Below are 22,847 nucleotides of genomic sequence, written 5' to 3'. Positions count from 1 at the left end.
TGCCGCCTAAACAACAGCTAAACACCTGAGCAACAACAAAACCAATCAAACCAAGTCAAAAACGAACTCCAAAAGGCTAGCCAATAGCTATGCTGTAATAAACCACTGTTTATAATTTAGCCTAACCATAAAATTGCTATGCAGCGCACATTAATTTGAATAGTCATATTTACTGTATAGAAAAACAGTATATACTGTGTAGTTATACAGTGTTTTGAAAAGGACATCACTATGCTTTGCCAACTCAGTATCAACAACTTTGCTATTGTGCGTTTTTTAGAACTCGATTTTAAAGCTGGCATGACCAGTATTACCGGTGAAACCGGCGCAGGTAAATCGATCGCTATCGATGCCCTCGGCCTATGTTTAGGTAATCGAGCCGACGCTAATGCAATTAGACCTGATGCGACAAAGGCCGAAGTAAGTGCCCGCTTTTTATTAAATGATACCCCTCAAGCCAAGCGCTGGCTTGAAGACAACGATCTTGATTTAGACGATGAATGCATACTCCGCCGCACCATTAGCAGTGATGGCCGTTCACGCGCCTATATCAATGGGAACCCAGTACCGTTAGCGCAAATAAAGTCTCTTGGTCAATTACTCATAGGTATTCATGGGCAGCATGCTCATCATGCCATGCTTAAAAGTGAGCACCAACTGACACTATTAGACAGCTATGCTAACCATAAAATGCTGCTCGAAAGCGTGAACTCTAGCTACCACAGGTGTAAAACCATTGAAAAGCAATTGCACTTAATGGAAACCTCTCAGCAAGAACGTTTAGCCCGTAAGCAATTGCTGCAATATCAAGTTGAAGAGCTCAATGAGTTTGCTATCAATGAAGGCGAGTTTGAGTCTATTGAAGCTGAGCATAAGAAACTAGCCAATAGCACAGCATTGATTGAACTTTGCCGCAGCCAGCTGCACATTTTGCAAGATAACGAAGAAGGCAGTGTCGAGTCATTACTAAACTCATCAATCGGCCAAGGGCAAGATCTTGAAAGCTATGATCCTGCATTTGGCAATGTGGTGAACATGCTTAATGACGCGCTTATTCAAGTTCAGGAAAGTACCAGCGAAATTGAACGTTACCTCGATGGTCTAGAGCTGGATCCTGAGTATTTTGCTCACTTAGAACAACGTCTATCGAAAACGATGCAACTTGCGCGCAAACATCAAGTCAGCGCCAGCGAGCTATATCAACATCATCAGAGTTTGCTAGAAGAACTTGAAGATTTAGGCTCTGATGACGATAAACTTGATGATATAAAAGAGCAGTTAAAAGCGAGTCGAGAAGCCTATCTGGTTCATGCTCGAAAGCTTAGCCAAAGCCGAAGCCGCTACGCAAAAGAGTTAGATAAGCAAGTAACGCAATCTATCCATGAATTAAATATGCCAAAAGGTAAATTCAATATTGCAGTGACTTTTAATGAGTCAATCACTACCCCAACAGGTTGTGACAGTATTGAGTTTTTAGTGTCGACTAACCCAGGCCAACCTTTGCAACCTATTGCTAAAGTCGCCTCTGGTGGTGAGCTTTCACGTATAGGCCTTGGTATTCAGGTAATAACGGCTAAAAAAGTCTCGACACCTACACTGATTTTCGATGAGGTCGATGTAGGGATCTCGGGGCCAACTGCAGCAGTTGTAGGCCGCATGCTTAGAAGCCTAGGTGAGTCAACGCAAGTTTTCTGTGTGACCCATTTACCCCAAGTTGCCGGCAATGGTCACCAACATATGTTTGTTAATAAAAGTAGTAAAGCGGGTAAGACTGAAACCTCTATGGTTGCGCTTGATAAAAACCAGCGCATTGAAGAGCTTGCAAGATTACTTGGTGGCGACACCATTACCAGTAACACCTTAGCAAATGCTAAAGAGTTACTACTAAGCTAGCTACACTAAATGAATAAGCGTAAAACAAAAATGCAGAGCTTTGGCTCTACACTTTTTTATTCAAACTCGCCAATTAAGCAAAGTAATGGGCTAATACCAATTAGTATAAGAACTTGCTCTACTCAGAGCGTTTTTGGCAAACTAATTCAAGGCGAATAATTGAAAGAATAGTTGCTCCCTTGTGAAGTTATAAAACAAAAATGCAGAGCTTTGGCTCTGCACTTTTTTATTCAAACTCGCCAATTAAGCAAAGTAATGGGCTAACCCTTGTAAACAGGCAAAGGCAAATACACCAGCCAGCACATCATCGATCATAATACCAATACCGCCATGCACTTTGGCATCAAGCCAGCGAATAGGCCATGGCTTTAAAATATCAAAAAAACGAAATAGTGCGAAGCCAATCACTAACCATTGCCAGCCAGCAGGAGCGGCAATCATAGTAATAAGTAGGCCTGCAACTTCGTCCCACACTATCGCACCATGGTCATGAACCCCCATATCTTTTGAGGCTTTATCGCAAATATAAAAGCCAGCCAAAACACTGATAATGGTTAACAATATGTACCAAGGCAGACTCAAAGGTGCCATCAATAAATACAATGGAATTGCGGCTAATGTGCCAAAAGTGCCCGGTGCTTTTGCAGCTAAACCAGAGCCAAAACCTAAGGCTAAAAAGTGGATCGGATTTTTTAGTGAAAGCTTAGCTAACACAGGATCTGTTGAAAGTAGCTTCATGACTAAAAGTGCTCAAAACCTAAGTTGCTAGGCTCAAATGGTTGATTATCTTGCAGCAGCTTTAATTGGCCACCTGTACAAATTTGACCGATTTGGGTAAAACGTACACCCGTTTCGACAAGTGCCATCTCTAATGCGCCTTTTTGTGATTCTGGAACAGTAAAGAGTAGTTCATAGTCTTCACCACCAGTTAAGGCATAACTAAGTGCCGTTTCAAGATCAACACTGCGCTTAAGCTCATCAGATAGCGGTAAACGCTCGACATTAATTACCGCACCAACCTGTGAGCCTTTAATGATGTGTTGTAGATCTGACATGATGCCGTCAGAAATATCAATGGCGCTAGATGCTAGCATACGTAAAGACTGCCCCGCGAGCACTCTTGGAGTTGGTCTATAGTGACGACCAATTAAGTAATCTCTATCAGTATTTTCTAGGTTAACCTTGCCGCGCAAAATATCTAAACCTAAGGCAGAATCGCCCAATGTTCCGGTAACATAAATCCAGTCGCCATTGTTAGCACCACTGCGAGTTAACCCGGTGTCCTGCGGTACTTGGCCGTTAATAGTCACAGTGATAGAGCGTGGGCCACGAGTGGTATCCCCGCCAATGAGTGCAACGCCGTAATACTCAGCAATTTCAAACAAGCCTTCACTAAAGTCAGCTAACCACTGCTCATCAACCTCTGGTAAAGTCAGCGCTAGCGTCATCCAAGCTGGTTCTGCGCCCATAGAAGCTAAATCAGAAAGGTTCACCGCCAAAGATTTATAGCCAAGCTCTTTAGCTGGCATATTGGGGAAAAAGTGCACATTTTCAACTAAGGTGTCACAAGAAATAGCAATTGACTTGTTAACCGCAGGCGTCACTATAGCGCAATCATCACCAATACCGATGGCAACATCTTTGCGCGACTGAGCTCGCCCAGTAAAGAAGCTTTCTATTAATTGAAATTCTTTCACAATATCGTTCACAAATAACAAAGAAAGGTTTAAAGAAGGTAGAGGTAAATTAAATCAGACCGATACTCTGGCAAAACAAAACTTGGGGGTTTTACCTAAAGTAAAAATGCGCGGACTGCTCTAACCTCCTTGTTGAACATAACAAAAACGGCATCCGAGGATGCCGTTTCAATTATTTATTGCGTGCTACCAGCTTATCAAGAATGCCGTTAACAAACTTATGACCATCTTCTGCGCCAAATGCTTTTGCTAGCTCGATAGCTTCGTTAATCGCTACCTTATAAGGCACATCCTTACGGAATGTCAGTTCATAAGCTGCGATACGTACAATCGCTTTTTCAACTGGATCCACTTCATCAAGTGGACGAGTCACGAACGGAGCAATTTGCTCATCCAATTGACTCTTCTTTGTTGCAACGCCGCCTAATAGCTCACGGAAGTAAGCGATATCAACGCCAGCAACATCTTGTTCAGTTAGAAACTCATGCTCAACATCAGCAATATTGTTACCACTTAGCTGCCATGAATAAATGGCCTGAACGGCTAAACGGCGGGCCTTACGGCGCTCTGAAGGCTTCATTAAATTGTCCTAAATTACAGCTGTTCTTCAAGTGCTTGCAGAACGTTAACCATTTCTAGCAGACCAAGAGCAGCTTCGCCACCTTTGTTACCTGCTTTAGTACCAGAGCGTTCAATAGCTTGCTCAATGGTATCAGTGGTTAACACGCCGAATGAAACAGGAAGATCAAACTCAAGCGCTACCTGAGCTAAACCTTTATTACATTCGCCTGCAACAAAATCGAAATGAGGTGTACCACCACGGATTACTGCACCTAGTGCAATGATACCGTCAAATTTTCCGCTAGCCGCAACACGGCGAGCAGCAAGTGGCAGTTCAACAGCGCCAGGCACACGGATCACAGTGATATTTTCATCTGCAACTTGGCCAAAACGCTTAAGAGTGTCTACCGCGCCATCGAGTAAACTATCAACAACAAAGCTGTTAAAACGTGAAACTACGATCGCAACTTTGGCGTTTTTCGATTCGATATTACCTTGAACTACGTTCATTTATCTTACCTAAATTAGCTTAATTACCCTACATAGGGACGGAAGAGGCGGTATGATACCACAGCACTTCGCGCTGATCTCTATGCAATTAATAAGAAAAGTGTGAATTTAAGCCTCAAGCTAATAATTAGCCTGAGGCGGTTTTTTATTCTGCTATATAATCAGTCACTTCTAAGCCGAAGCCAGAAAGAGAATGATAACGCTTTGGTGAACTCAATAGGCGCATTGTAGTTACACCTATATCAGCTAAAATTTGTGAGCCAACACCAACTTGACGCGAAGTGCCCTTCCAAGGTGCAGCGGTCGGCGCACTGCCATTATCTTCCGCTTCAAAAGCTTTAACCTTAGCTAGAATGTCGCTGCTGTGTTCTTGATTGCCCAGTAAAACCAGTACACCGCCTTCGTTGCTAATACGCTCCATTGCCTTTTCTAGTGGCCAACTACGCTGCTGATCGCGCTCTGAATGTAATAGATCATTAAAGGTATTTTGTAGGTGAACACGTACCAATGTGTTATCGGTAATCTCACCTTTAACCAATACATAATGTAGTTGGTTATCAATGGTGTCACGGTAAGTCAGCATCTCAAACTCACCAAAGCGAGTTGGTAGTTTGCATTTAGCTTCTCTTACAACACTGGTTTCTTTAGTGTTACGGTATTCAATTAGATCGGCAATCGTGCCCATCTTTAAACCATGCTTTTCAGCAAAGATTTCAAGATCTGGACGACGCGCCATAGTGCCGTCGTCATTCAAAATTTCAACAATCACTGATGACGGCTCAAAACCTGCTAAACGAGCTAAGTCACAGCCTGCTTCAGTGTGGCCGGCACGGATCAGAACCCCACCTTCTTGCGCCATTAAAGGGAAAATATGACCAGGTTGTACGATATCAGATGGCTTAGCATCTTTACCTACTGCAGCAAGCACTGTTACTGCGCGGTCTTGGGCTGAAATACCAGTAGTCACACCCTCGGCCGCTTCGATAGAAACGGTAAAGTTGGTTGAGAATTGCGCGTTATTATTGGTCACCATTAGCGGCAGATTTAATTGCTGACAACGCGCTTTAGTCATTGTTTGACAAATTAGACCACGGCCAAATGTCGCCATAAAGTTAATCGCTGCTGGCGTCACCATGTCAGCAGCCATGATTAGGTCGCCTTCATTTTCTCTGTCTTCATCGTCCATCAAGATCACCATCTTGCCTTGACGAATATCCTCGATGATCTCTTCTATACTATGTAACGCCATGTTCAGACCTTTATTTTTTGTTACTGCAATAAGCGGCTTAAATTGAGGTCACCGCTCCTATTGAGTATGTAAATTAATGTTTATTCTTTATCTATTGCTCTTCAATAAGCTGCTTAAATCAAATTTAATCGCCAAGCAGCCCTTAAGCCAGTGTTTATCTTAAAAACCCTGAGCGAGCTAACAGTTCCATTGTGACTTCAGATTTAGGTGCAGCATCTGCTTGCTGACTACCGTAAGTCATCAAACGCTCTAAGTGTCTGGCTATCAAGTCCACTTCGATATTAACGCTATCACCCGCTTTTAAATCAACTAATGTGGTTTCACCTGCGGTATGCGGCACAATTGTTAATCTAAACTTATGCCCTTGCACTTCGTTTACCGTTAAACTCACACCGTCGATAGTAATCGAGCCTTTATGAGCAATATAACGTCCTAGCTCTTGTGGTGGTGATAACCAAAATTCAATAGCTTGACCACGTAGCTGTCTATTCTCTACTAGGGCAATACCGTCTACATGCCCACTGACCATATGACCACCAAGACGCGTTGTTGGTGTCACTGCTTTTTCAAGGTTAACCGCTTTACCCACTTGATAATGAGAGAAACCCGTCAAACTGACGGTTTCAGCAGAAATATCTGCGACATAACCGTCGCTCATGAGTTCAACAACGGTTAAACACACACCGTTGGTCGCAATACTGTCGCCTAGCTTGACATCAGATAAGTCTAATTTGCCGCTGGCGACGGTTAAACGAATATCATCACCGCGACGTTCCACTTTTCTCAAGTGGCCAACAGATTCAATAATTCCAGTAAACATAAACTAATTACTCACTCTTAACGTTAAGCGGGTGTCTTTGCCCACTTTACGCTCATCGATTAGGGTGATCTGTGGGATCTCTGCCATAGTTTGAAAATCATCTAAAGCCAATAGGTTTCGGCCTTGCCCACCAAGGATCTTTAACGCTTGATACAGCACAATTTCGTCGGCTAAACCTTGATTCACCACCGCCCCAGCTAAGGTTGCCCCTGCTTCGATGAGTACTGAGTTACAGGTTTTACCCAGTAAACCTAGCAACAGCGTTAAATCTATACGGCCATCATGGGTTGGCAAAATCTGCTGCGATACATGTTCAGGCCACGCAGCTTGCACCTCTTCCGGGTAAGGTTTAGCACTTACCAATAATACAGGGGTTGCTTGCTTAAATAAGTTTAGCTCAGCGCCAAGACGCGCATTGGTATCGACTACCACGCGCAATGGCTGATGAATTTCTGCAGGGGCAATTTGATTTGCCAGTGAGCCTAACTCACTATGGCGCACATTTAAACTAGGGTTATCCGCAATAATGGTTTCAACCCCAGTTACAATTGCACAATGACGAGCTCTAAGGCGCTGCACATCACTACGAGCCTCAGGTCCGGTGATCCATTTAGACACACCATTTGATAACGCGGTTTTACCATCTAGGCTAGCAGCAAGCTTAACCGTAACCCAAGGTACGCCCTGCTCCATGCGCTTTAAAAAGCCCAAATTGACCTGTTTTGCTTCTTCGGTCATTAAGCCGACGTCAACTTTAATACCTGCATCACGCAGCATAGCAATGCCACGACCAGATACTTCAGGGTTAGGGTCTGGTACCGCGATAACGACTCGGCTGACACCGTGTTCAATAAGGGCTTTAGCACAAGGTGGAGTACGGCCATAATGACTGCAAGGCTCAAGCGTCACATAAGCAGTGGCGCCTTTAGCATCTGTGCCCGCCATGTTTAGCGCATATACTTCAGCGTGAGGACCACCAGCACGAATGTGATAACCTTCACCAACAATTTCGCCGTCTTTAACGATTACGCTACCAACACTAGGATTTGGGCGCGTGGTGTACATCCCTTTTTGAGCCAACTCAATGGCAAGGCTCATCATTTGGCTGTCTTCAATAGACCACATAATGGCTGCAATTCCGATTTATAGATTGATAAAGGGCTAAGTTTCCACTTAGCCCTAATTATGTCATTTACTTTTGTAGTTTAGCGATGGCTTCACCAAACTCTGAAACGTCTTCAAAAGCACGATAAACTGACGCAAAACGAATGTAGGCCACTTTATCTAAGTTAACCAACTGTTCCATCATCAAGTTACCAATCATTTCAGATTTTACTTCACGCTCACCTGTCGCGCGTAAAGTTGATTTTATCTTACTTAATGCCTGCTCAATTTGGTCCATAGACACAGGTCTTTTCTCAACGGCTCTTAACATGCCACCGCGCAGTTTTTCTTCATCGAATGGCTGACGGCTACCGTCTTGTTTTACCACTCGAGGCATAACGAGTTCAGCGCCTTCAAAAGTAGTAAAACGTTCATGACATTGAACACACTCTCTACGTCGACGCACCTGATGGCCGTCTGCGACTAAGCGCGAATCAATCACTTTTGTGTCAGTTGCGCTGCAAAATGGACAATGCATTTAGCCTCCGCTTAGAAGTTAATGGATTTCACTCGCTAGGTAGTAATCAACCTTAGCAAATAGACCCGAATAAGAAGTATGTTCGAATAAACAAAAATGGCCGCATAAATGCGGCCATAGGAGTCTAACTGATTTAACGCTTAAGGTTAACCGTAAACAGGGAACTTAGCGCACAATTCCAGAACCTGACCCTTAACGCGCTCGCTAACGGCTAGATCGGTAATGTCGTCTAAGATGTCACACATCCAGTTAGTCAGTAACACAGACTCTTCTTCACCAAAACCACGACGAGTGATTGCAGGAGAACCAATACGTAGACCAGAGGTCACGAATGGAGAGCGTGGATCATTTGGAACTGAGTTTTTGTTCACAGTGATGTTAGCGTTACCTAGTGCAGCGTCAGCATCTTTACCTGTGATATCTTTGCTGATCAAATCAAGCAAGAATAGGTGGTTATCTGTACCGCCAGAAACAACATCATAACCACGTTCGATGAACGTACGCGCCATAGCTTTAGCGTTAACCACGACTTGCTCTTGGTATGTTGTAAACTCTGGATCTAATGCTTCTTTAAATGCAACCGCTTTAGCAGCAATAACATGCATTAGTGGACCACCTTGGCCGCCTGGGAATACCGCTGAGTTTAGCTTCTTGTAAATATCTTCATCATTACAAGCTGAAAGGATCAAACCACCACGCGGGCCAGCAAGCGTCTTGTGAGTTGTCGTAGTTACAACGTGAGCGTGTGGCATTGGTGTTGGATAGATACCAGCAGCAACAAGACCAGCTACGTGTGCCATATCAACAAATAGGTAAGCACCTACTTTATCAGCGATTTCGCGGAACTTACCCCAGTCGATAATGCCTGAGTAAGCACTGAAACCTGCAATGATCATTTTAGGCTTATGTTCTAGCGCTAAACGCTCAACTTCAGCGTAATCAATCTTACCTGTTGTTTCATCGATACCGTACTGAACTGAATTGTATAGCTTACCAGAGAAGCTTACATGTGAACCGTGAGTTAAGTGGCCACCGTGCGCAAGGCTCATACCTAGAACAGTATCACCACCTTGTAGTAGCGCCATAAATACGGCTGCGTTAGCTTGTGAACCAGAGTGTGGCTGCACGTTTGCATATGTTGCACCGAATAGCTCTTTTGCACGAGAAATCGCAAGTTCTTCAACGATATCAACATGCTCACAACCACCGTAATAACGCTTACCAGGGTAACCTTCAGCGTACTTATTCGTTAGCTGTGTACCTTGGGCTTCAATCACGCGAGGACTAGTGTAGTTTTCTGAAGCAATGAGTTCGATGTGCTCTTCTTGACGACGGGTTTCATCTTCAATTGCTGCAAATAGTTGTGGATCGTAATCCGCGATATTCATATCTTTTTTCAGCATTACTCACTCCAGCTGTAAAATTCTTCTAGTAGGGTTGCGCGGTATTCTACAGCGCATTTGATCACAATCCCAGCATTTGCATCATGAAATTACTTGCATTTATAAATGAGTGAGTTTTGTAAAAAGAACGAATCAGCCTAAAACAACCAAGTCTCAGCATTGGTTTATACTCGGTTAATTCAGATTTTAATTCTGCAATGAACCAAGTAGAATTAGGCCCATTCAACAAAGAACAAATACCATTAAAGAGAAATAGTATGGCTCAATTTGTATATAGCATGCTTAGAGTGGGCAAAATTGTTCCGCCTAAGAAGCAAATTCTTAAAGACATCTCATTAAGCTTTTTCCCTGGCGCAAAAATCGGTGTTTTGGGTCTAAACGGCTCAGGTAAATCAACCCTTCTACGCATTATGGCCGGCCTAGACACCGAAATTGAAGGTGAAGCGCGCCCAATGCAAGATCTTAAAATTGGTTACTTACCACAGGAACCAAAACTCGATCCGAATCAAACTGTACGTGAAGCCGTTGAAGAAGCGGTTGCTGAAGCGAAAAACGCATTAGTACGTTTAGATGAAGTATATGCACTTTACGCTGAGCCAGATGCAGACTTTGATGCACTTGCTAAAGAACAAGGTGAGCTAGAAGCCATTATCCAATCTCAAGATGCACATAACCTAGATGTGATGTTAGATCGTGCCGCTAACGCACTGCGTCTACCAGATTGGGATGAAAAGATTGAAGTGTTATCGGGTGGTGAGCGTCGCCGTGTCGCGATCTGTCGTTTGCTGCTTGAAAAACCAGACATGCTATTACTCGACGAACCAACTAACCACTTAGACGCTGAATCTGTTGCCTGGTTAGAACGCTTCTTACAAGAGTACACAGGTACTGTTGTGGCCATTACCCACGATAGATATTTCCTCGATAACGCAGCTGGCTGGATTTTAGAGCTTGACCGTGGTGAAGGTATTCCGTGGGAAGGTAACTACTCTTCTTGGCTTGAACAAAAAGATGCACGTTTACAGCAAGAGTCAGCAGCTGAAAGCGCACGCCAAAAAACCATTGCCAAAGAACTTGAGTGGGTACGCCAAGGCACTAAAGGTCGTCAGTCTAAAGGTAAGGCGCGTATGGCTCGCTTTGAAGAGTTAAATACTAACGACTACCAAAAGCGTAACGAAACTAACGAGCTATTTATTCCACCAGGACCACGTCTAGGTGACAAGGTTATTGAAGTAAACAACCTAACTAAGTCTTACGGTGACCGCGTATTAATTGACGACTTAAGCTTCTCAGTACCTAAGGGCGCAATCGTCGGTATTATCGGTGCTAACGGTGCAGGTAAATCAACACTATTCAAGATGATTTCAGGCGCAGAGCAACCAGATAGCGGTAGCGTAGAGCTCGGTGACTCAGTGCAAATTGCATCGGTTGAGCAGTTCCGTGACTCAATGAATGATAAAAACACGGTTTGGGAAGAGATCTCTGGTGGTCAAGATATCATGCGTATCAATAACACAGAAATTCCAAGCCGTGCCTATGTTGGCCGCTTTAACTTCCGTGGTGGTGATCAGCAAAAGATAATCGGTACCTTATCAGGTGGTGAACGTAACCGTGTACATTTAGCTAAGCTACTACAAGCTGGCGGTAACGTACTGCTTCTCGACGAACCAACCAACGATTTGGACGTTGAAACACTACGTGCACTAGAAGAAGCGCTGCTTGAGTTCCCGGGCTGTGCCATGGTGATCTCTCACGACCGTTGGTTCCTCGATAGAATTGCAACCCACATCTTAGACTACCGTGATGAAGGTAAAGTTAACTTCTACGAAGGTAACTACACTGAATACTCGACATGGTTAAAAGAAACCATGGGGACAGATGTTATTGAGCCGCACCGCTTAAAATACAAGCGCATGGTTAAATAACGATTTAACTCTGTGTAAGGGCCTAGAGCAATACTGTTCTAGGCCCTTTTTTTATCTGCGCAACATAACTGTTTATGTCAATTTCCAACCTCAGTGTCAAAATTTCGTCAGATATAGCCACAATCTATTTGTAAACCCTTATTAAGTTAAGTAACATGCGTGCAACTCAATAATTTGCAACAATTTAGCAACCCTAAAGTCACAATCCAAATGGACTGATTGTTAGTAGTTTTGATTAATTTAAATGGAGTTTTCAGTGAAGTACGGTTCTGTAGCCTTAACACTTTTATGCTTATTTTCAGCCAATTCGTTTGCCAATCTCAAGGTAATCACTCCCTCAGAACAAGCCAGTTTAAATGAAATTGAACAGCAATATAGTATTGATGCTGAACTGATAAAGGTGAATGACAAGTTCTCCAAACTAAATAAGCGCTACTATGACTTACAAGAATTAAAAGAAAATATTGCCGCCAATGAAGTTGCATACAATGAGTTGATCGCACAGCTTCCTAATAAAATTCTCGCCAAAGCCAACTTGGCTCAGTTTTATAGTCAAATCGAAACTAACGTTAATTCAACCGCCAACTTAACTCAAAAATCTAAAATTGATGCAGCGGCCATTGAACGCCAACGAGTCATAGTTCAGCAAGAATATGAAATTGTCGATAAACAGCGCTTAGATAAGAGTCAGCAACTGTTCAAATTGAAAACTGACATTATTAATCGACTTCTAGCGGATCTGTCTAAGTCATCAAGCAACTATAAGGTAAACCTTGATGGTTCTACCCAGTGCTCAAAATACCAATCAATTACTGATTGCTTAAAAAAGTCAAAATCTGAAATTTTATCTAGCACTCGCAATGACTCACCATTTTTAAATGACAAAAGCGTACTACTGTCATATGACGTCACTGATGCCAGCATGAATATGCAAGGCAAATTAGACTATAAAGTCGCAATGAGCTTTAAACCCTCGTATAACAGTAAAATCGATACTGTTCTTAATGAAAAGCTGGGCTTACGTTCGGCAATGATAACCTTAGTCAGTAACGTTAAAGCAGACTGGTATATTAATGGTATTAAAGTCGGTACAGGCACTAAGCTGTTCCATGAAGTTCCTTTAGGTAAACACGGTATTCTTGCTTCTTACCAAAATAGTGACAAATCTAGCATTGAAAAAATTGAGGGGAACGGTGTATTTAGCTATAACTTCAATCAACACACCTCAGCGGTAAACACTAACAAAGCCAGCAATAGCGTAGAACGCCTATCTCCTGTTGCTCATAAGTCTGAGCCAAGAAACAGCAAAACCAAGGCTAAGTTTACGCTGCTTGCAGACAACACAACCATTCCAACACCGAGCCCAAAAAAACAAGAAACCGATAAAAAACAAGATTACGAATATTTCATAGGCGTACCCGCAGCAACGCCACAGCAAAATAGTGACTTTAGCAGCGAGCGCTTGCGTTAAGTGACTAGCAAGTTATTGCTGAACCATTCACTGGTTCAGCAATTTTTTTAGCAAAAATATAATTTATTTTATCTAAGCTGTTAGCGATTAAATTGGACTCTGACGTCCCTCTATATGTATGCTAACCGAATAAAATAACAACAATAAGTGCTGCTCACATGGATGATAAGCTACCGCAAGACAAGATAGCACAACAGCAAATTTCAACTCAAAAGCCACCGGCCAAAGCGTTTTTAAATAGCATTAATCACTTTCGTGGTATCGCAATTATTTTTATTGTAATGGCCCATTGTTACCGCCCAGCAGGCTGGCAAATTGAAACCTTTGCCGACAAAGCTTGGTTTAACTTAATGATGAATGGCACGGTATTTTTCGTGTTTATCTCCGGCTTTCTGTTTCATCATGTTTTCTATCATCGTTGGGATTACAAAAAGTACATGAAGAACAAAAGCAAATTTGTTTTTCTGCCCTACTTGCTATTGTCTTTACCTTGGATTGTCTGGCACTTAACTGTTGGCACCGACCCCATGATGCATCAACAAATGGCTGATATATCTGCACCCGCAGCAGCTGCAAGCTGGTATGTCATCACAGGGCGCACTTTAACCGCATATTGGTATATTCCTATGGGAATGATGCTATTTGCTCTGTCGCCATGGGTTATGTATTTAATCAGAAAGCAACAAGTACTCTACTACGCTATTCCACTGCTGTTGATTGCGATTATGATCCATCGACCGATCTCCAATTTAAATGCAATCCAGTCTTTAGTTTACTTTTTACCTGTATACCTGCTCGGTGTTTGGGGATCTGACCACCGAGATAAACTGTTTGCTTTTATCGATAGATATTGGCTCGCTATGCTATTTGCAGCTATCGCTCTAGCCCTTATTCAAGCACAATTCTTTGGTGCAGGGACACTCAACAAAGCACCTTTTGAAATGACAGTTCCCGATTTAATGCTGCCACAAAAGCTGCTACTGACTTTAGTGATCTTGGCGATTTTAAATAAATTTGAGCATATTTCGATTATGCCATTACAAAAATTAGCAGAAGTCAGTTTCGCGATTTACTTTATTCATCCGTGGCTCACCACCCCATGGTGGATGGTTTACGACAGTCCCGACTTGTTCGGCATTGCTAATAACGGCAATATTTTCACCACACTAATGGTTACATTAACTGTGGTAGCCATCTCTTATGTTATCGCCATTATTATTAAGAAATGTCTTAACAAACGCAGTCGCTATCTTATAGGCTGGTAATTCAACAATTAACTTTATAAAACAACAATAATAAGTGATCTATTATGCTAAAACTTTGGCTCTCTACACTGTTGCTTTGCAGCCTGTGTTTACCAGTAAGTGCTAACAATCAACCTGCCTATCAATTTGATGGCCCCTATGTATTTACCGACCCTAGCGCGCAGCCTGACGAAACGCATTCTGCTTACTGGATATGTAATGCGCAGCTCAAGCATAACTACGCCAATGGGCAACAACTCACACGTCCGACTGACTGCGGTCAATTACCACAACCGTTATTAAGTGATACTGTAAAACAAGTCATGCCTGACAGCTTTCAAGGGGTTAAAAACATCGTTGCATTGAGTGATGTTCACGGACAGTACGATGTACTTATCACTCTTTTGAAGAATCAAAATATTATTGATGACAACAATAATTGGGCTTTTGGTACTGGCCATATGGTGATCACCGGTGACATGTTTGATCGCGGCGATAAAATTAATGAAGTACTCTGGTTCATCTATCAATTAGATAGGCAAGCAAAAGCGGCTGGAGGCATGCTACACCTGCTTATGGGCAATCATGAGCAAATGGTATTAGGCGGCGATCTTCGCTACGTACATCAACGTTATGATTTAGCTAGCCAACTGCTTGAGCGCAGCAACGATGCACTCTATGGAGAAGATACCGAAATAGGCCAATGGCTCCGCAGTAAACACACTTTAGTAAAAATTAATGATGTGCTTTATATGCATGGCGGTATTAGCAGCGAATGGCTAGATCGTAAATTAACAATTAAACAAGCCAATAAGATATTTCGCGACAACATCGGCCGCCCAAAGCGCGAACTTAAGCAAGATGAATTGTTAAACTTCCTGTTTTACGGCAATGGGCCAACTTGGTATCGTGGTTATTTCAAACAGGGTTTTACTGAGTCCGAACTCGATCGTATTCTTGCTTATTTCGATGTCAAGCATATTACCGTTGGCCACACCTCGCAGACTCAAGTGTTAGGGCTATTTAATAATAAGCTAATCGCGATCGATAGCAGCATAAAGCTAGGCAAACAAGGGGAGTTACTGTTAATTGACAACGGTGAACTGCTCCGTGGCTTATTTAATGGTGAACGCGAGCCGTTATAATCCACAAAAGTCCCCGTTAACATTTAGCTTAATTTGGCTTACACAATTAACAGCAAAGAGTGGTAGCTAACACTACCGCTCTTGGCTCCTTACTTAATCCCCTATAGCAACTAAAACGGCTTTATTCGTTTGCTCAAACTAAAGCTAAATGTGTAAAAACTCATGCCCAAATGAGCTAAGCCAATTTCAACTTGATCCAATAATGAAAACAGCGATAAAAACAAGTTAAAACTGTTAAGAGACTATTTAAAAATGGTAAAACGTTAACTTCTAATTTTCTTTACTTTACATTGCTTTACCGTACAAAGCTGGATTTTTATCTACAATAATCCCAACTTTGGCTGTGTTAAGTAATCATTCATGAAACCGTCTTATTTTCTTGTCCCTTTAATTTTGGTTGTTGTAGGAGCTGTTTCCTACAGTAAGTTCTCAGAAGCTAAGCGCTCTGATGACAAAGAGCGTGCCGTGCGAACCGTACCTGTGGTCACCGGCATAGTAGATCAGCATGAACTTTCACAGTCACTAGCCCTAATCGGCAAGCTCGACGCTGAACAATCAGTCTTCATCGCGCCACAAATTGCTGGCAAAATTAAATCGGTACTGGTCAATACAGATCAAGATATACAGCAAGGACAAATTTTAGTGCAGCTTGATGATGCAAAAGCCCAAGCATCACTTGCAGAAGCTGCAGCCTACCTTGCTGATGAAAAAAGAAAACTAAAAGAGTTCCAAAAATTAATCGCACAAAATGCGATCACCAAAACTGAAATTGATGCACAAAAAGCCAGTGTTGACATGGCCGCAGCGCGTTTAGCCGCCGCGCAAGCCGATCTTGATTACCACTATTTAAGTGCCCCATTTGCTGGCACTGCGGGCCTAATTGATTTTAGCCAAGGAAAAATGGTTACCGCAGGCAGTGAACTGTTAACTCTCGATGACTTATCCAGCATGCGTCTTGATCTGCAAGTACCTGAAAACTACTTATCACAGCTAAGTATTGGTATGTCTGTTAGCGCCACAAGTCGCGCTTGGCCAGAGCAAGAGTTTATCGGCAAAGTGATCGCCATAGACTCACGGGTTAATCAAGACACGTTAAACCTAAGAGTGCGCGTGCAATTTAGCAATCCAAAGCATCAACTAAAACCGGGTATGCTTATGTCTGCAACCATGCTATTCCCTAGCGTTGCAGAGCCAGTGCTCCCAGTTCAAGCTCTTGAATACTCCGGCACTAACCGTTTTGTTTATGTCATCGACGCTGACAATATCGCCAAGCGCACTAAAGTGACATTGGGCGCTCGCATCAACGATGAAGTGCTAATTACTGAAGGGATTAACGTTGGCGACAAAGTCGTGATCCAAGGCTTAGTGAATATGCGCGATGGTTTGCGTGTGGATGATCTTGCTAACAGCGCGCTGGCGAGTGGTAAAAAAGATCAAGCGACAAGAGGAAACATCTAAATGTGGTTGTCTGATGTTTCAGTAAAGCGGCCTGTCGTCGCCATCGTACTAAGCCTGCTACTGTGCGTATTTGGCATGGTGTCATTCAGTAAGCTTGCAGTGCGCGAAATGCCTGATGTAGAAAGCCCTGTCGTCACGGTAATGACAACCTATTCAGGTGCTTCGGCCACAATTATGGAAAGCCAGATCACCACCACGCTGGAGTCTGAGCTGACAGGTATTAGCGGTGTTGACCAAATCGAATCGGTTACCCGTAATGGTATGTCACGTATTACCGTAACTTTCCTCATTGGCTGGGATCTAACAGAAGGTGTCAGCGATGTGCGAGATGCGGTAGCTAGAGCTCAGCGTCGTCTACCCGACGAAGCGGACGATCCTGTTGTATCGAAAGATAACGGCACAGGCGAGCCTTCCGTTTATGTCAACTTAAGCTCGTCCATCATGGATAGAACCCAGCTGACAGATTATGCTGAACGTGTATTAGAAGACAGATTCAGCCTTATTTCTGGGGTCAGTAGCGTTGATATTTCTGGTGGCTTATACAAGGTGATGTATGTCCAGCTAAAGCCTGAACTTATGGCTGGCCGTAATATTACCACCTCAGATATCGTAAGCGTGCTCAACAAAGAAAACGTTGAAACACCCGGTGGCCAAGTCCGTAACGACACCACAGTCATGGCGGTAAGGACCGCGCGTCTATATCAAAGCCCTGAAGATTTTAAATATCTAGTACTGCGCACAGAAAGTGATGGCTCACAAGTCTATTTAAAAGACGTTGCGAATGTATTTATTGGTGCTGAAAACGAAAACTCGACCTTTAAAAGTGACGGTGTGGTCAATATCAGCCTAGGTATTGTTGCGCAATCAGATGCTAACCCGTTAGAAGTTGCCCAAGACGTGCACAAAGAGGTCGATCTTATTCAAGACTTCTTACCTGATGGCACCAACTTAATTGTCGATTACGACTCCACTGTATTTATCGATCGCTCAATTGATGAAGTCTTTAGTACCTTAGCCGTTACCGCATTACTGGTGATATTGGTGCTATATATCTTCATTGGTCAAGCCAGAGCAACCTTGATCCCAGCGGTAACGGTTCCAGTATCACTGATCTCCGCATTTATTGCCGCCAATGTGTTTGGTTACTCGATTAACCTACTCACACTAATGGCACTGATCTTATCAATCGGTCTGGTCGTTGATGACGCTATCGTGGTGGTTGAGAACATTTTCCACCATATAGAAAAAGGCGAACCACCATTACTTGCAGCCTATAACGGTGCCCGAGAAGTAGGCTTTGCGGTAATGGCAACGACAGCTGTTCTGGTGATGGTATTTTTACCTATCTCATTTATGGAAGGCATGGTTGGCCTACTGTTTACCGAATTTTCGGTCATGCTAGCGGTTTCAGTGCTATTTTCATCACTGATAGCACTGACTTTAACACCGGTTCTTGGCAGTAAAATTCTTAAGGCAAACGTAAAACCTAATCGCTTTAACCTCATCGTCGATAGCGCCTTTAATCGCTTAGAAAATGGCTATCGTAAAATGGTAACTAAGGCCGTTAGTCTGCGTTTAGCAGCGCCTCTGGTTATCATAGCTTGTGTAGTTGGCAGTGGCTGGTTACTGCAACAGGTACCTGCTCAACTTGCGCCGACGGAAGATCGCGGCGTGATCTTCGCCTTTATTAAAGGCGCTGAGGGCACCAGTTATAACCGCATGGCTGCCAACATGGAAATCGTTGAAGATAAACTTATGCCGCTATTAGGCCAAGGCGTGGTTAAGTCATTTAGCATTCAAGCGCCAGCGTTTGGTGGCCGCGCGGGTGATCAAACGGGTTTTGTTATCATTCAATTAGAAGATTGGAATGACAGAACCGTGAACGCCCAACAAGCTTTAGCTGTCGTGGCCAAAGCGCTAAAAGGCATTCCAGATGTAATGGTACGCCCATTGCTACCTGGCTTTAGAGGCGGCTCTAGTGAGCCAGTACAATTTGTGCTTGGTGGTTCGGATTATCAAGAGCTTTTCAAATGGGCAACAATGCTTGAAGAAGAAGCACTATACAGCCCGATTTTTGATAGCCCAGAAATTGACTACAAAGAGACCTCTCCAGAGCTTGTTGTGACTGTAGATAAAGAACGTGCAGCCCAGCTTGGGATCAGTGTTGCCGAAGTCTCTGAAACCTTAGAGATCATGCTTGGTGGCCGCAGTGAAACCACCTTTGTTGAACGCGGTGAAGAGTATGATGTTTATCTACGCGGTGATGAAGACAGCTTCAATAACGTGGCAGATCTAAGCCAAATCTATATGCGCTCAAACAAAGGGGAACTGATCACCCTAGACACCATTACTCACATTGAGGAAGTGGCATCAGCGCTGAAACTTAGCCATAACAACAAGCAAAAGTCGATCACCTTAAAAGCCAACTTAGGTGAAGGCTATACCTTAGGTGAAGCGCTAGATTTCTTAGATCAAAAAGCAATTGAAATGCTACCAAGCGATATTACCGTTGCTTACACAGGCGAATCCAAGGACTTTAAAGAAAACCAAAGCAGTATCTTTATTGTGTTTGGTCTAGCCTTACTGGTGGCATACTTAGTATTAGCCGCGCAGTTTGAAAGCTTTATCAACCCATTAGTGGTGATGTTTACTGTACCTATGGGAGTATTCGGCGGCTTCTTAGGTTTATACCTAACCGGCCAAGGACTGAATATTTATAGCCAGATCGGCATGATCATGCTTATTGGTATGGTGACCAAGAACGGTATTCTTATTGTTGAGTTTGCTAACCAACTGCGTGATAAAGGCCTTGAAATTGAGCAAGCGATTATTGATGCCTCAACCCGTCGTTTGCGTCCAATTTTGATGACGGCATTCACTACCTTAATCGGTGCTATTCCGCTAATTTTATCAACTGGCGCAGGCTCTGAAAGTCGTATCTCTGTTGGTACTGTCGTGTTCTTTGGTATGGCTTTTGCCACCTTTGTAACTCTACTCGTTATCCCAGCCATGTACCGCTTGATCTCGGTTGCAACTAAGTCGCCAGGTTTTGTTGAGTCACAGCTGGATAAAGCGATTGCAGAGCATAAAAAGCTCACTTCACCATCATCTTAACTATTTTGACTTGATGATTAATAGATAACTAGCAATTATCTTACTCACTAATAAGGAGCGCATATTCACAATATGCGCTCCTTTTTGTTTATCCTTAACAAGCTAAAAATACGCAGCAAAGCTTGATATTGATTCTATACTTATACTCATTGGTATTAAGGCTGCAAAATATACGGCCACCCAGCAAACGCTTTATTAGTACAAAGAGGTCACGCTTATGGATGAAACTGACTTTACCCGCAACAATCGTAATGGCTATAACAATTGCTCAACCATTGATAACGATGGCCAAATCTACGACACAGTGCATATTGACGGCCAATTTATTGTTGAAAGACGCTGTGGCGGTGACAACAGAGTTGATCACAAAATCAAAGCTTACGATAGACGTCAATCCCCACAAAACTACCTGCCTGATATTGATATCTATATTTAATTACTGTGCATAATAACCCTGAGCAGAAATATTGGGCAGAACGGTCAACTTTATCTGCTCCCTACCATACTGAAACGCAGCAATAGCCCGGCGAGACGGTTTAGTACTGCCCAGTATAATAATGATGTGATAACCTGATTATCAATTGCTATTCCCTTTACCTAAGTCAATGAGCTAACTTTGAAAAAAATTGCCCTTTTTGTTGATGTGCAAAATATCTACTACACCTGTCGCCAAGCCTACGGCAAGCAGTTTAACTATCGAAAACTGTGGCAACACTTAGGCTATGAGGGCGATATTGTGCAAGCGACGGCTTATGCTATTCATCGTGGCGATGATGGCCAACTCAAGTTTCAAGACGCCTTAAAACACATAGGGTTTGCAGTCAAACTAAAGCCCTTTATCCAGCGCAGTGATGGTTCCGCCAAAGGCGATTGGGATGTTGGGATCACCATAGATATTATGGAAGCGGCCGGTGAGGTAGACACTATTATCTTGCTATCAGGCGACGGTGACTTTGATTTATTAATGCAAAAAATTCAGCAAAAACATGGCGTTGAAACTCAGGTTTATGGCGTGCCTAGCTTAACCGCAAAGTCGCTAATTGACTCTGTTAACCAGTTCCATGAAATCGACTATAGCTTGTTGCTTTAGTTTTTTTGTGCAAATTTCATAGGCGTTATTAACAAGGCTTGTTTCATTACGAGAAAACCTTCACCCCACCATACTTGTCCCTACCAAAAAGCTTTTTCCTAGTTTATTTCACTGCTTATTCTTCACTTGCGGGCACTTTTAACATTAACGATGTAATTTGTGTCATAAAATTACAAAATTAGTAATGTAGATCCACTTTTCGGCTTATTTTTAGCGAAGCCGTCGCTTTATTTGAGCTAGATCACACCTTTAAATAGCTAGTGTTGGTACTTTAATTACCAGAAAAGATAACAACTTTTAACATTTAAGCGTAATAGGTGAATCTTATGGCTGCTAAATTTTTTATCCCATCTGTCAATATCTTAGGACAAAATGCTGTTACCGAAGCTATCGGTGACATTAAGTCACTAGGCTTTAAAAAAGCATTAATTGTTACAGACAAGCCGTTAGTTGAAATAGGCCTTGTAGCGCAAGTCGTCGATAAACTAGCAAGTAATGAGATAAACGCCGTAGTATTTGACGGTGTGCAACCAAACCCAACCGTAGGTAACGTTGAAGCAGGCCTTGAGATCTTAACCGCCAACAACTGTGACTTTGTTATTTCTCTAGGCGGTGGTTCACCTCATGATTGCGCTAAAGGTATTGCACTCGTGGCGACAAACGGCGGCAGCATCAAAGACTACGAAGGCTTAGATGTATCAGTAAAACCTCAGCTGCCACTGGTTGCAATCAACACCACAGCAGGTACCGCCAGTGAGATGACACGTTTTTGTATCATTACAGATGAAGAACGTCACATCAAAATGGCAATCGTAGATAAGAACACCACCCCGATTTTATCAGTTAATGATCCTGAGCTTATGCTTCTTAAGCCAGCAGGGCTAACTGCAGCTACCGGTATGGACGCGCTTACTCACGCAATTGAAGCTTATGTTTCTATTGCAGCTAACCCGATCACTGACGCTTGTGCGATTAAGGCGATAGAACTGATTAAGGGCAACCTAGTCGAAGCGGTTCACAATGGCCAAAGCATTGAAGCCCGTGACCAAATGGCCTACGCCCAGTTCCTCGCTGGTATGGCATTTAACAACGCAAGCCTTGGTTATGTACATGCAATGGCGCATCAACTTGGTGGCTTCTACGACCTACCGCACGGTGTATGTAACGCGCTATTACTGCCACACGTGCAAGCTTATAATGCACAGGTTGTACCGGGTCGTCTAAAAGATGTAGCAAAAGCCATGGGCGTTGATGTTGCAGCATTAAATGACGAGCAAGGCGCGCAAGCTGCAATCGAAGCGATTAAGCAATTGTCTGTTGCGGTGAACATTCCAGCAACTCTAACAGAGCTTGGGGTTAAGGCTGAGGATATTCCAACACTAGCAGACAATGCGCTTAAAGATGCTTGTGGATTGACTAACCCTAAGCAAGCAACTCACGAAGAGATCTGCCAGATCTTCACTAACGCGCTATAACTTAGCCACTATGGTTTAAAAAATGCCCGCTGTATGCGGGCATTTTTATAGCTTATGTATATAAAAGCTAATTGTTAGTAATTAAGGCAGCCTGCAGCGATACAAACGGATACACATTTGCTATAATCCTGCTGTTCGCTTTTTCCCTGC

19 protein-coding genes are annotated in these 22,847 nt (G+C 43.1%); 10 read left to right on the top strand and 9 right to left on the bottom strand.

Features of this window, described 5'->3' with window-relative positions:
- The first annotated feature begins 231 nt into the window (after positions 1 to 231).
- The gene (gene recN / locus L884_RS0116440; protein ID WP_028768520.1) at positions 232 to 1,893 is read left to right on the top strand and encodes a DNA repair protein RecN; all 1,662 of its coding nucleotides are present in this window, start codon (positions 232 to 234) and stop codon (positions 1,891 to 1,893) included.
- Between the two features lie 243 nt (positions 1,894 to 2,136).
- Here the strand turns inward: recN and L884_RS0116435 are convergent, their stop codons facing one another.
- The 9 genes from L884_RS0116435 to glyA all read right to left on the bottom strand — a co-directional run bounded on the left by L884_RS0116435 (position 2,137) and on the right by glyA (position 9,775).
- A complete protein-coding gene (locus tag L884_RS0116435; RefSeq protein ID WP_028768519.1) occupies positions 2,137 to 2,631 on the bottom strand; it encodes a phosphatidylglycerophosphatase A family protein in 495 nt (164 codons plus the stop codon).
- A 2-nt stretch (positions 2,632 to 2,633) separates the two neighbouring features.
- Positions 2,634 to 3,590, bottom strand: a complete 957-nt coding sequence (gene thiL / locus L884_RS0116430) for a thiamine-phosphate kinase (protein WP_028768518.1) — start codon at positions 3,588 to 3,590, stop codon at positions 2,634 to 2,636.
- A gap of 172 nt (positions 3,591 to 3,762) precedes the next feature.
- Positions 3,763 to 4,170 (bottom strand): transcription antitermination factor NusB, encoded by a 408-nt coding sequence (gene nusB / locus L884_RS0116425; RefSeq protein WP_028768517.1) that lies wholly within the window; start codon positions 4,168 to 4,170, stop codon positions 3,763 to 3,765.
- A gap of 14 nt (positions 4,171 to 4,184) precedes the next feature.
- On the bottom strand, positions 4,185 to 4,661 hold the full coding sequence (ribH, locus tag L884_RS0116420; RefSeq protein WP_028768516.1) for a 6,7-dimethyl-8-ribityllumazine synthase: 477 nt from the start codon (positions 4,659 to 4,661) through the stop codon (positions 4,185 to 4,187).
- A gap of 145 nt (positions 4,662 to 4,806) precedes the next feature.
- Positions 4,807 to 5,910: a bifunctional 3,4-dihydroxy-2-butanone-4-phosphate synthase/GTP cyclohydrolase II gene (ribBA, locus tag L884_RS0116415; RefSeq protein ID WP_028768515.1), complete on the bottom strand. Its 1,104-nt coding sequence runs from the start codon at positions 5,908 to 5,910 to the stop codon at positions 4,807 to 4,809.
- A 154-nt stretch (positions 5,911 to 6,064) separates the two neighbouring features.
- The gene (locus L884_RS0116410) at positions 6,065 to 6,730 is read right to left on the bottom strand and encodes a riboflavin synthase (protein WP_028768514.1); all 666 of its coding nucleotides are present in this window, start codon (positions 6,728 to 6,730) and stop codon (positions 6,065 to 6,067) included.
- Positions 6,731 to 6,733: 3 nt separating this feature from the next.
- Complete coding sequence (gene ribD / locus L884_RS0116405) at positions 6,734 to 7,855, bottom strand: bifunctional diaminohydroxyphosphoribosylaminopyrimidine deaminase/5-amino-6-(5-phosphoribosylamino)uracil reductase RibD (RefSeq protein WP_028768513.1); 1,122 nt, start codon at positions 7,853 to 7,855, stop codon at positions 6,734 to 6,736.
- A 67-nt stretch (positions 7,856 to 7,922) separates the two neighbouring features.
- Positions 7,923 to 8,372, bottom strand: coding sequence for a transcriptional regulator NrdR (nrdR, locus tag L884_RS0116400; protein ID WP_028768512.1), 450 nt, complete (start codon positions 8,370 to 8,372; stop codon positions 7,923 to 7,925).
- Positions 8,373 to 8,518: 146 nt separating this feature from the next.
- Positions 8,519 to 9,775 (bottom strand): serine hydroxymethyltransferase, encoded by a 1,257-nt coding sequence (gene glyA / locus L884_RS0116395; protein WP_028768511.1) that lies wholly within the window; start codon positions 9,773 to 9,775, stop codon positions 8,519 to 8,521.
- A 257-nt stretch (positions 9,776 to 10,032) separates the two neighbouring features.
- Here glyA and ettA point away from each other — a divergent pair, with 257 nt between their 5' ends.
- The 9 genes from ettA (at position 10,033) to yiaY (ending at position 22,697) form a co-directional block, all read left to right on the top strand.
- Positions 10,033 to 11,700: an energy-dependent translational throttle protein EttA gene (gene ettA / locus L884_RS0116390; protein WP_028768510.1), complete on the top strand. Its 1,668-nt coding sequence runs from the start codon at positions 10,033 to 10,035 to the stop codon at positions 11,698 to 11,700.
- Between the two features lie 256 nt (positions 11,701 to 11,956).
- A complete protein-coding gene (locus L884_RS0116385; RefSeq protein WP_028768509.1) occupies positions 11,957 to 13,171 on the top strand; it encodes a hypothetical protein in 1,215 nt (404 codons plus the stop codon).
- Between the two features lie 158 nt (positions 13,172 to 13,329).
- Positions 13,330 to 14,436: an acyltransferase family protein gene (locus L884_RS0116380; RefSeq protein ID WP_028768508.1), complete on the top strand. Its 1,107-nt coding sequence runs from the start codon at positions 13,330 to 13,332 to the stop codon at positions 14,434 to 14,436.
- Between the two features lie 44 nt (positions 14,437 to 14,480).
- Positions 14,481 to 15,560 (top strand): metallophosphoesterase, encoded by a 1,080-nt coding sequence (locus tag L884_RS0116375; RefSeq protein ID WP_028768507.1) that lies wholly within the window; start codon positions 14,481 to 14,483, stop codon positions 15,558 to 15,560.
- A 360-nt stretch (positions 15,561 to 15,920) separates the two neighbouring features.
- A complete protein-coding gene (locus tag L884_RS0116370) occupies positions 15,921 to 17,018 on the top strand; it encodes an efflux RND transporter periplasmic adaptor subunit (protein ID WP_028768506.1) in 1,098 nt (365 codons plus the stop codon).
- Entirely contained in the window at positions 17,019 to 20,132 is a 3,114-nt protein-coding gene (locus L884_RS0116365; protein ID WP_028768505.1) for a multidrug efflux RND transporter permease subunit, read from the top strand.
- Between the two features lie 217 nt (positions 20,133 to 20,349).
- Positions 20,350 to 20,568, top strand: coding sequence for a hypothetical protein (locus L884_RS0116360; protein WP_028768504.1), 219 nt, complete (start codon positions 20,350 to 20,352; stop codon positions 20,566 to 20,568).
- A 180-nt stretch (positions 20,569 to 20,748) separates the two neighbouring features.
- Positions 20,749 to 21,222, top strand: coding sequence for a LabA-like NYN domain-containing protein (locus L884_RS0116355; RefSeq protein ID WP_028768503.1), 474 nt, complete (start codon positions 20,749 to 20,751; stop codon positions 21,220 to 21,222).
- Between the two features lie 326 nt (positions 21,223 to 21,548).
- Positions 21,549 to 22,697, top strand: coding sequence for an L-threonine dehydrogenase (gene yiaY / locus L884_RS0116350; protein WP_028768502.1), 1,149 nt, complete (start codon positions 21,549 to 21,551; stop codon positions 22,695 to 22,697).
- Positions 22,698 to 22,847: the final 150 nt, after the last annotated feature.

It is taken from the genome of Shewanella fidelis ATCC BAA-318, from assembly GCF_000518605.1.
Classification (GTDB): Bacteria; Pseudomonadota; Gammaproteobacteria; order Enterobacterales; family Shewanellaceae; genus Shewanella; species Shewanella fidelis.
Note: the sequence above shows the minus strand (reverse complement) of the source record. Positions and strands in the feature narration are given on the sequence as shown.

What these genes read in the sequence shown, in the direction of transcription:
- recN (WP_028768520.1), top strand. Translation starts at nt 232, where the DNA reads ATGCTTTGCCAACTCAGTATCAACAACTTTGCTATTGTGCGTTTTTTA.
- L884_RS0116435 (WP_028768519.1), bottom strand. Translation starts at nt 2,631, where the DNA reads ATGAAGCTACTTTCAACAGATCCTGTGTTAGCTAAGCTTTCACTAAAA.
- nusB (WP_028768517.1), bottom strand. Translation starts at nt 4,170, where the DNA reads ATGAAGCCTTCAGAGCGCCGTAAGGCCCGCCGTTTAGCCGTTCAGGCC.
- ribH (WP_028768516.1), bottom strand. Translation starts at nt 4,661, where the DNA reads ATGAACGTAGTTCAAGGTAATATCGAATCGAAAAACGCCAAAGTTGCG.
- ribBA (WP_028768515.1), bottom strand. Translation starts at nt 5,910, where the DNA reads ATGGCGTTACATAGTATAGAAGAGATCATCGAGGATATTCGTCAAGGC.
- L884_RS0116410 (WP_028768514.1), bottom strand. Translation starts at nt 6,730, where the DNA reads ATGTTTACTGGAATTATTGAATCTGTTGGCCACTTGAGAAAAGTGGAA.
- ribD (WP_028768513.1), bottom strand. Translation starts at nt 7,855, where the DNA reads ATGTGGTCTATTGAAGACAGCCAAATGATGAGCCTTGCCATTGAGTTG.
- nrdR (WP_028768512.1), bottom strand. Translation starts at nt 8,372, where the DNA reads ATGCATTGTCCATTTTGCAGCGCAACTGACACAAAAGTGATTGATTCG.
- glyA (WP_028768511.1), bottom strand. Translation starts at nt 9,775, where the DNA reads ATGCTGAAAAAAGATATGAATATCGCGGATTACGATCCACAACTATTT.
- ettA (WP_028768510.1), top strand. Translation starts at nt 10,033, where the DNA reads ATGGCTCAATTTGTATATAGCATGCTTAGAGTGGGCAAAATTGTTCCG.
- L884_RS0116380 (WP_028768508.1), top strand. Translation starts at nt 13,330, where the DNA reads ATGGATGATAAGCTACCGCAAGACAAGATAGCACAACAGCAAATTTCA.
- L884_RS0116375 (WP_028768507.1), top strand. Translation starts at nt 14,481, where the DNA reads ATGCTAAAACTTTGGCTCTCTACACTGTTGCTTTGCAGCCTGTGTTTA.
- L884_RS0116370 (WP_028768506.1), top strand. Translation starts at nt 15,921, where the DNA reads ATGAAACCGTCTTATTTTCTTGTCCCTTTAATTTTGGTTGTTGTAGGA.
- L884_RS0116365 (WP_028768505.1), top strand. Translation starts at nt 17,019, where the DNA reads ATGTGGTTGTCTGATGTTTCAGTAAAGCGGCCTGTCGTCGCCATCGTA.
- L884_RS0116360 (WP_028768504.1), top strand. Translation starts at nt 20,350, where the DNA reads ATGGATGAAACTGACTTTACCCGCAACAATCGTAATGGCTATAACAAT.
- yiaY (WP_028768502.1), top strand. Translation starts at nt 21,549, where the DNA reads ATGGCTGCTAAATTTTTTATCCCATCTGTCAATATCTTAGGACAAAAT.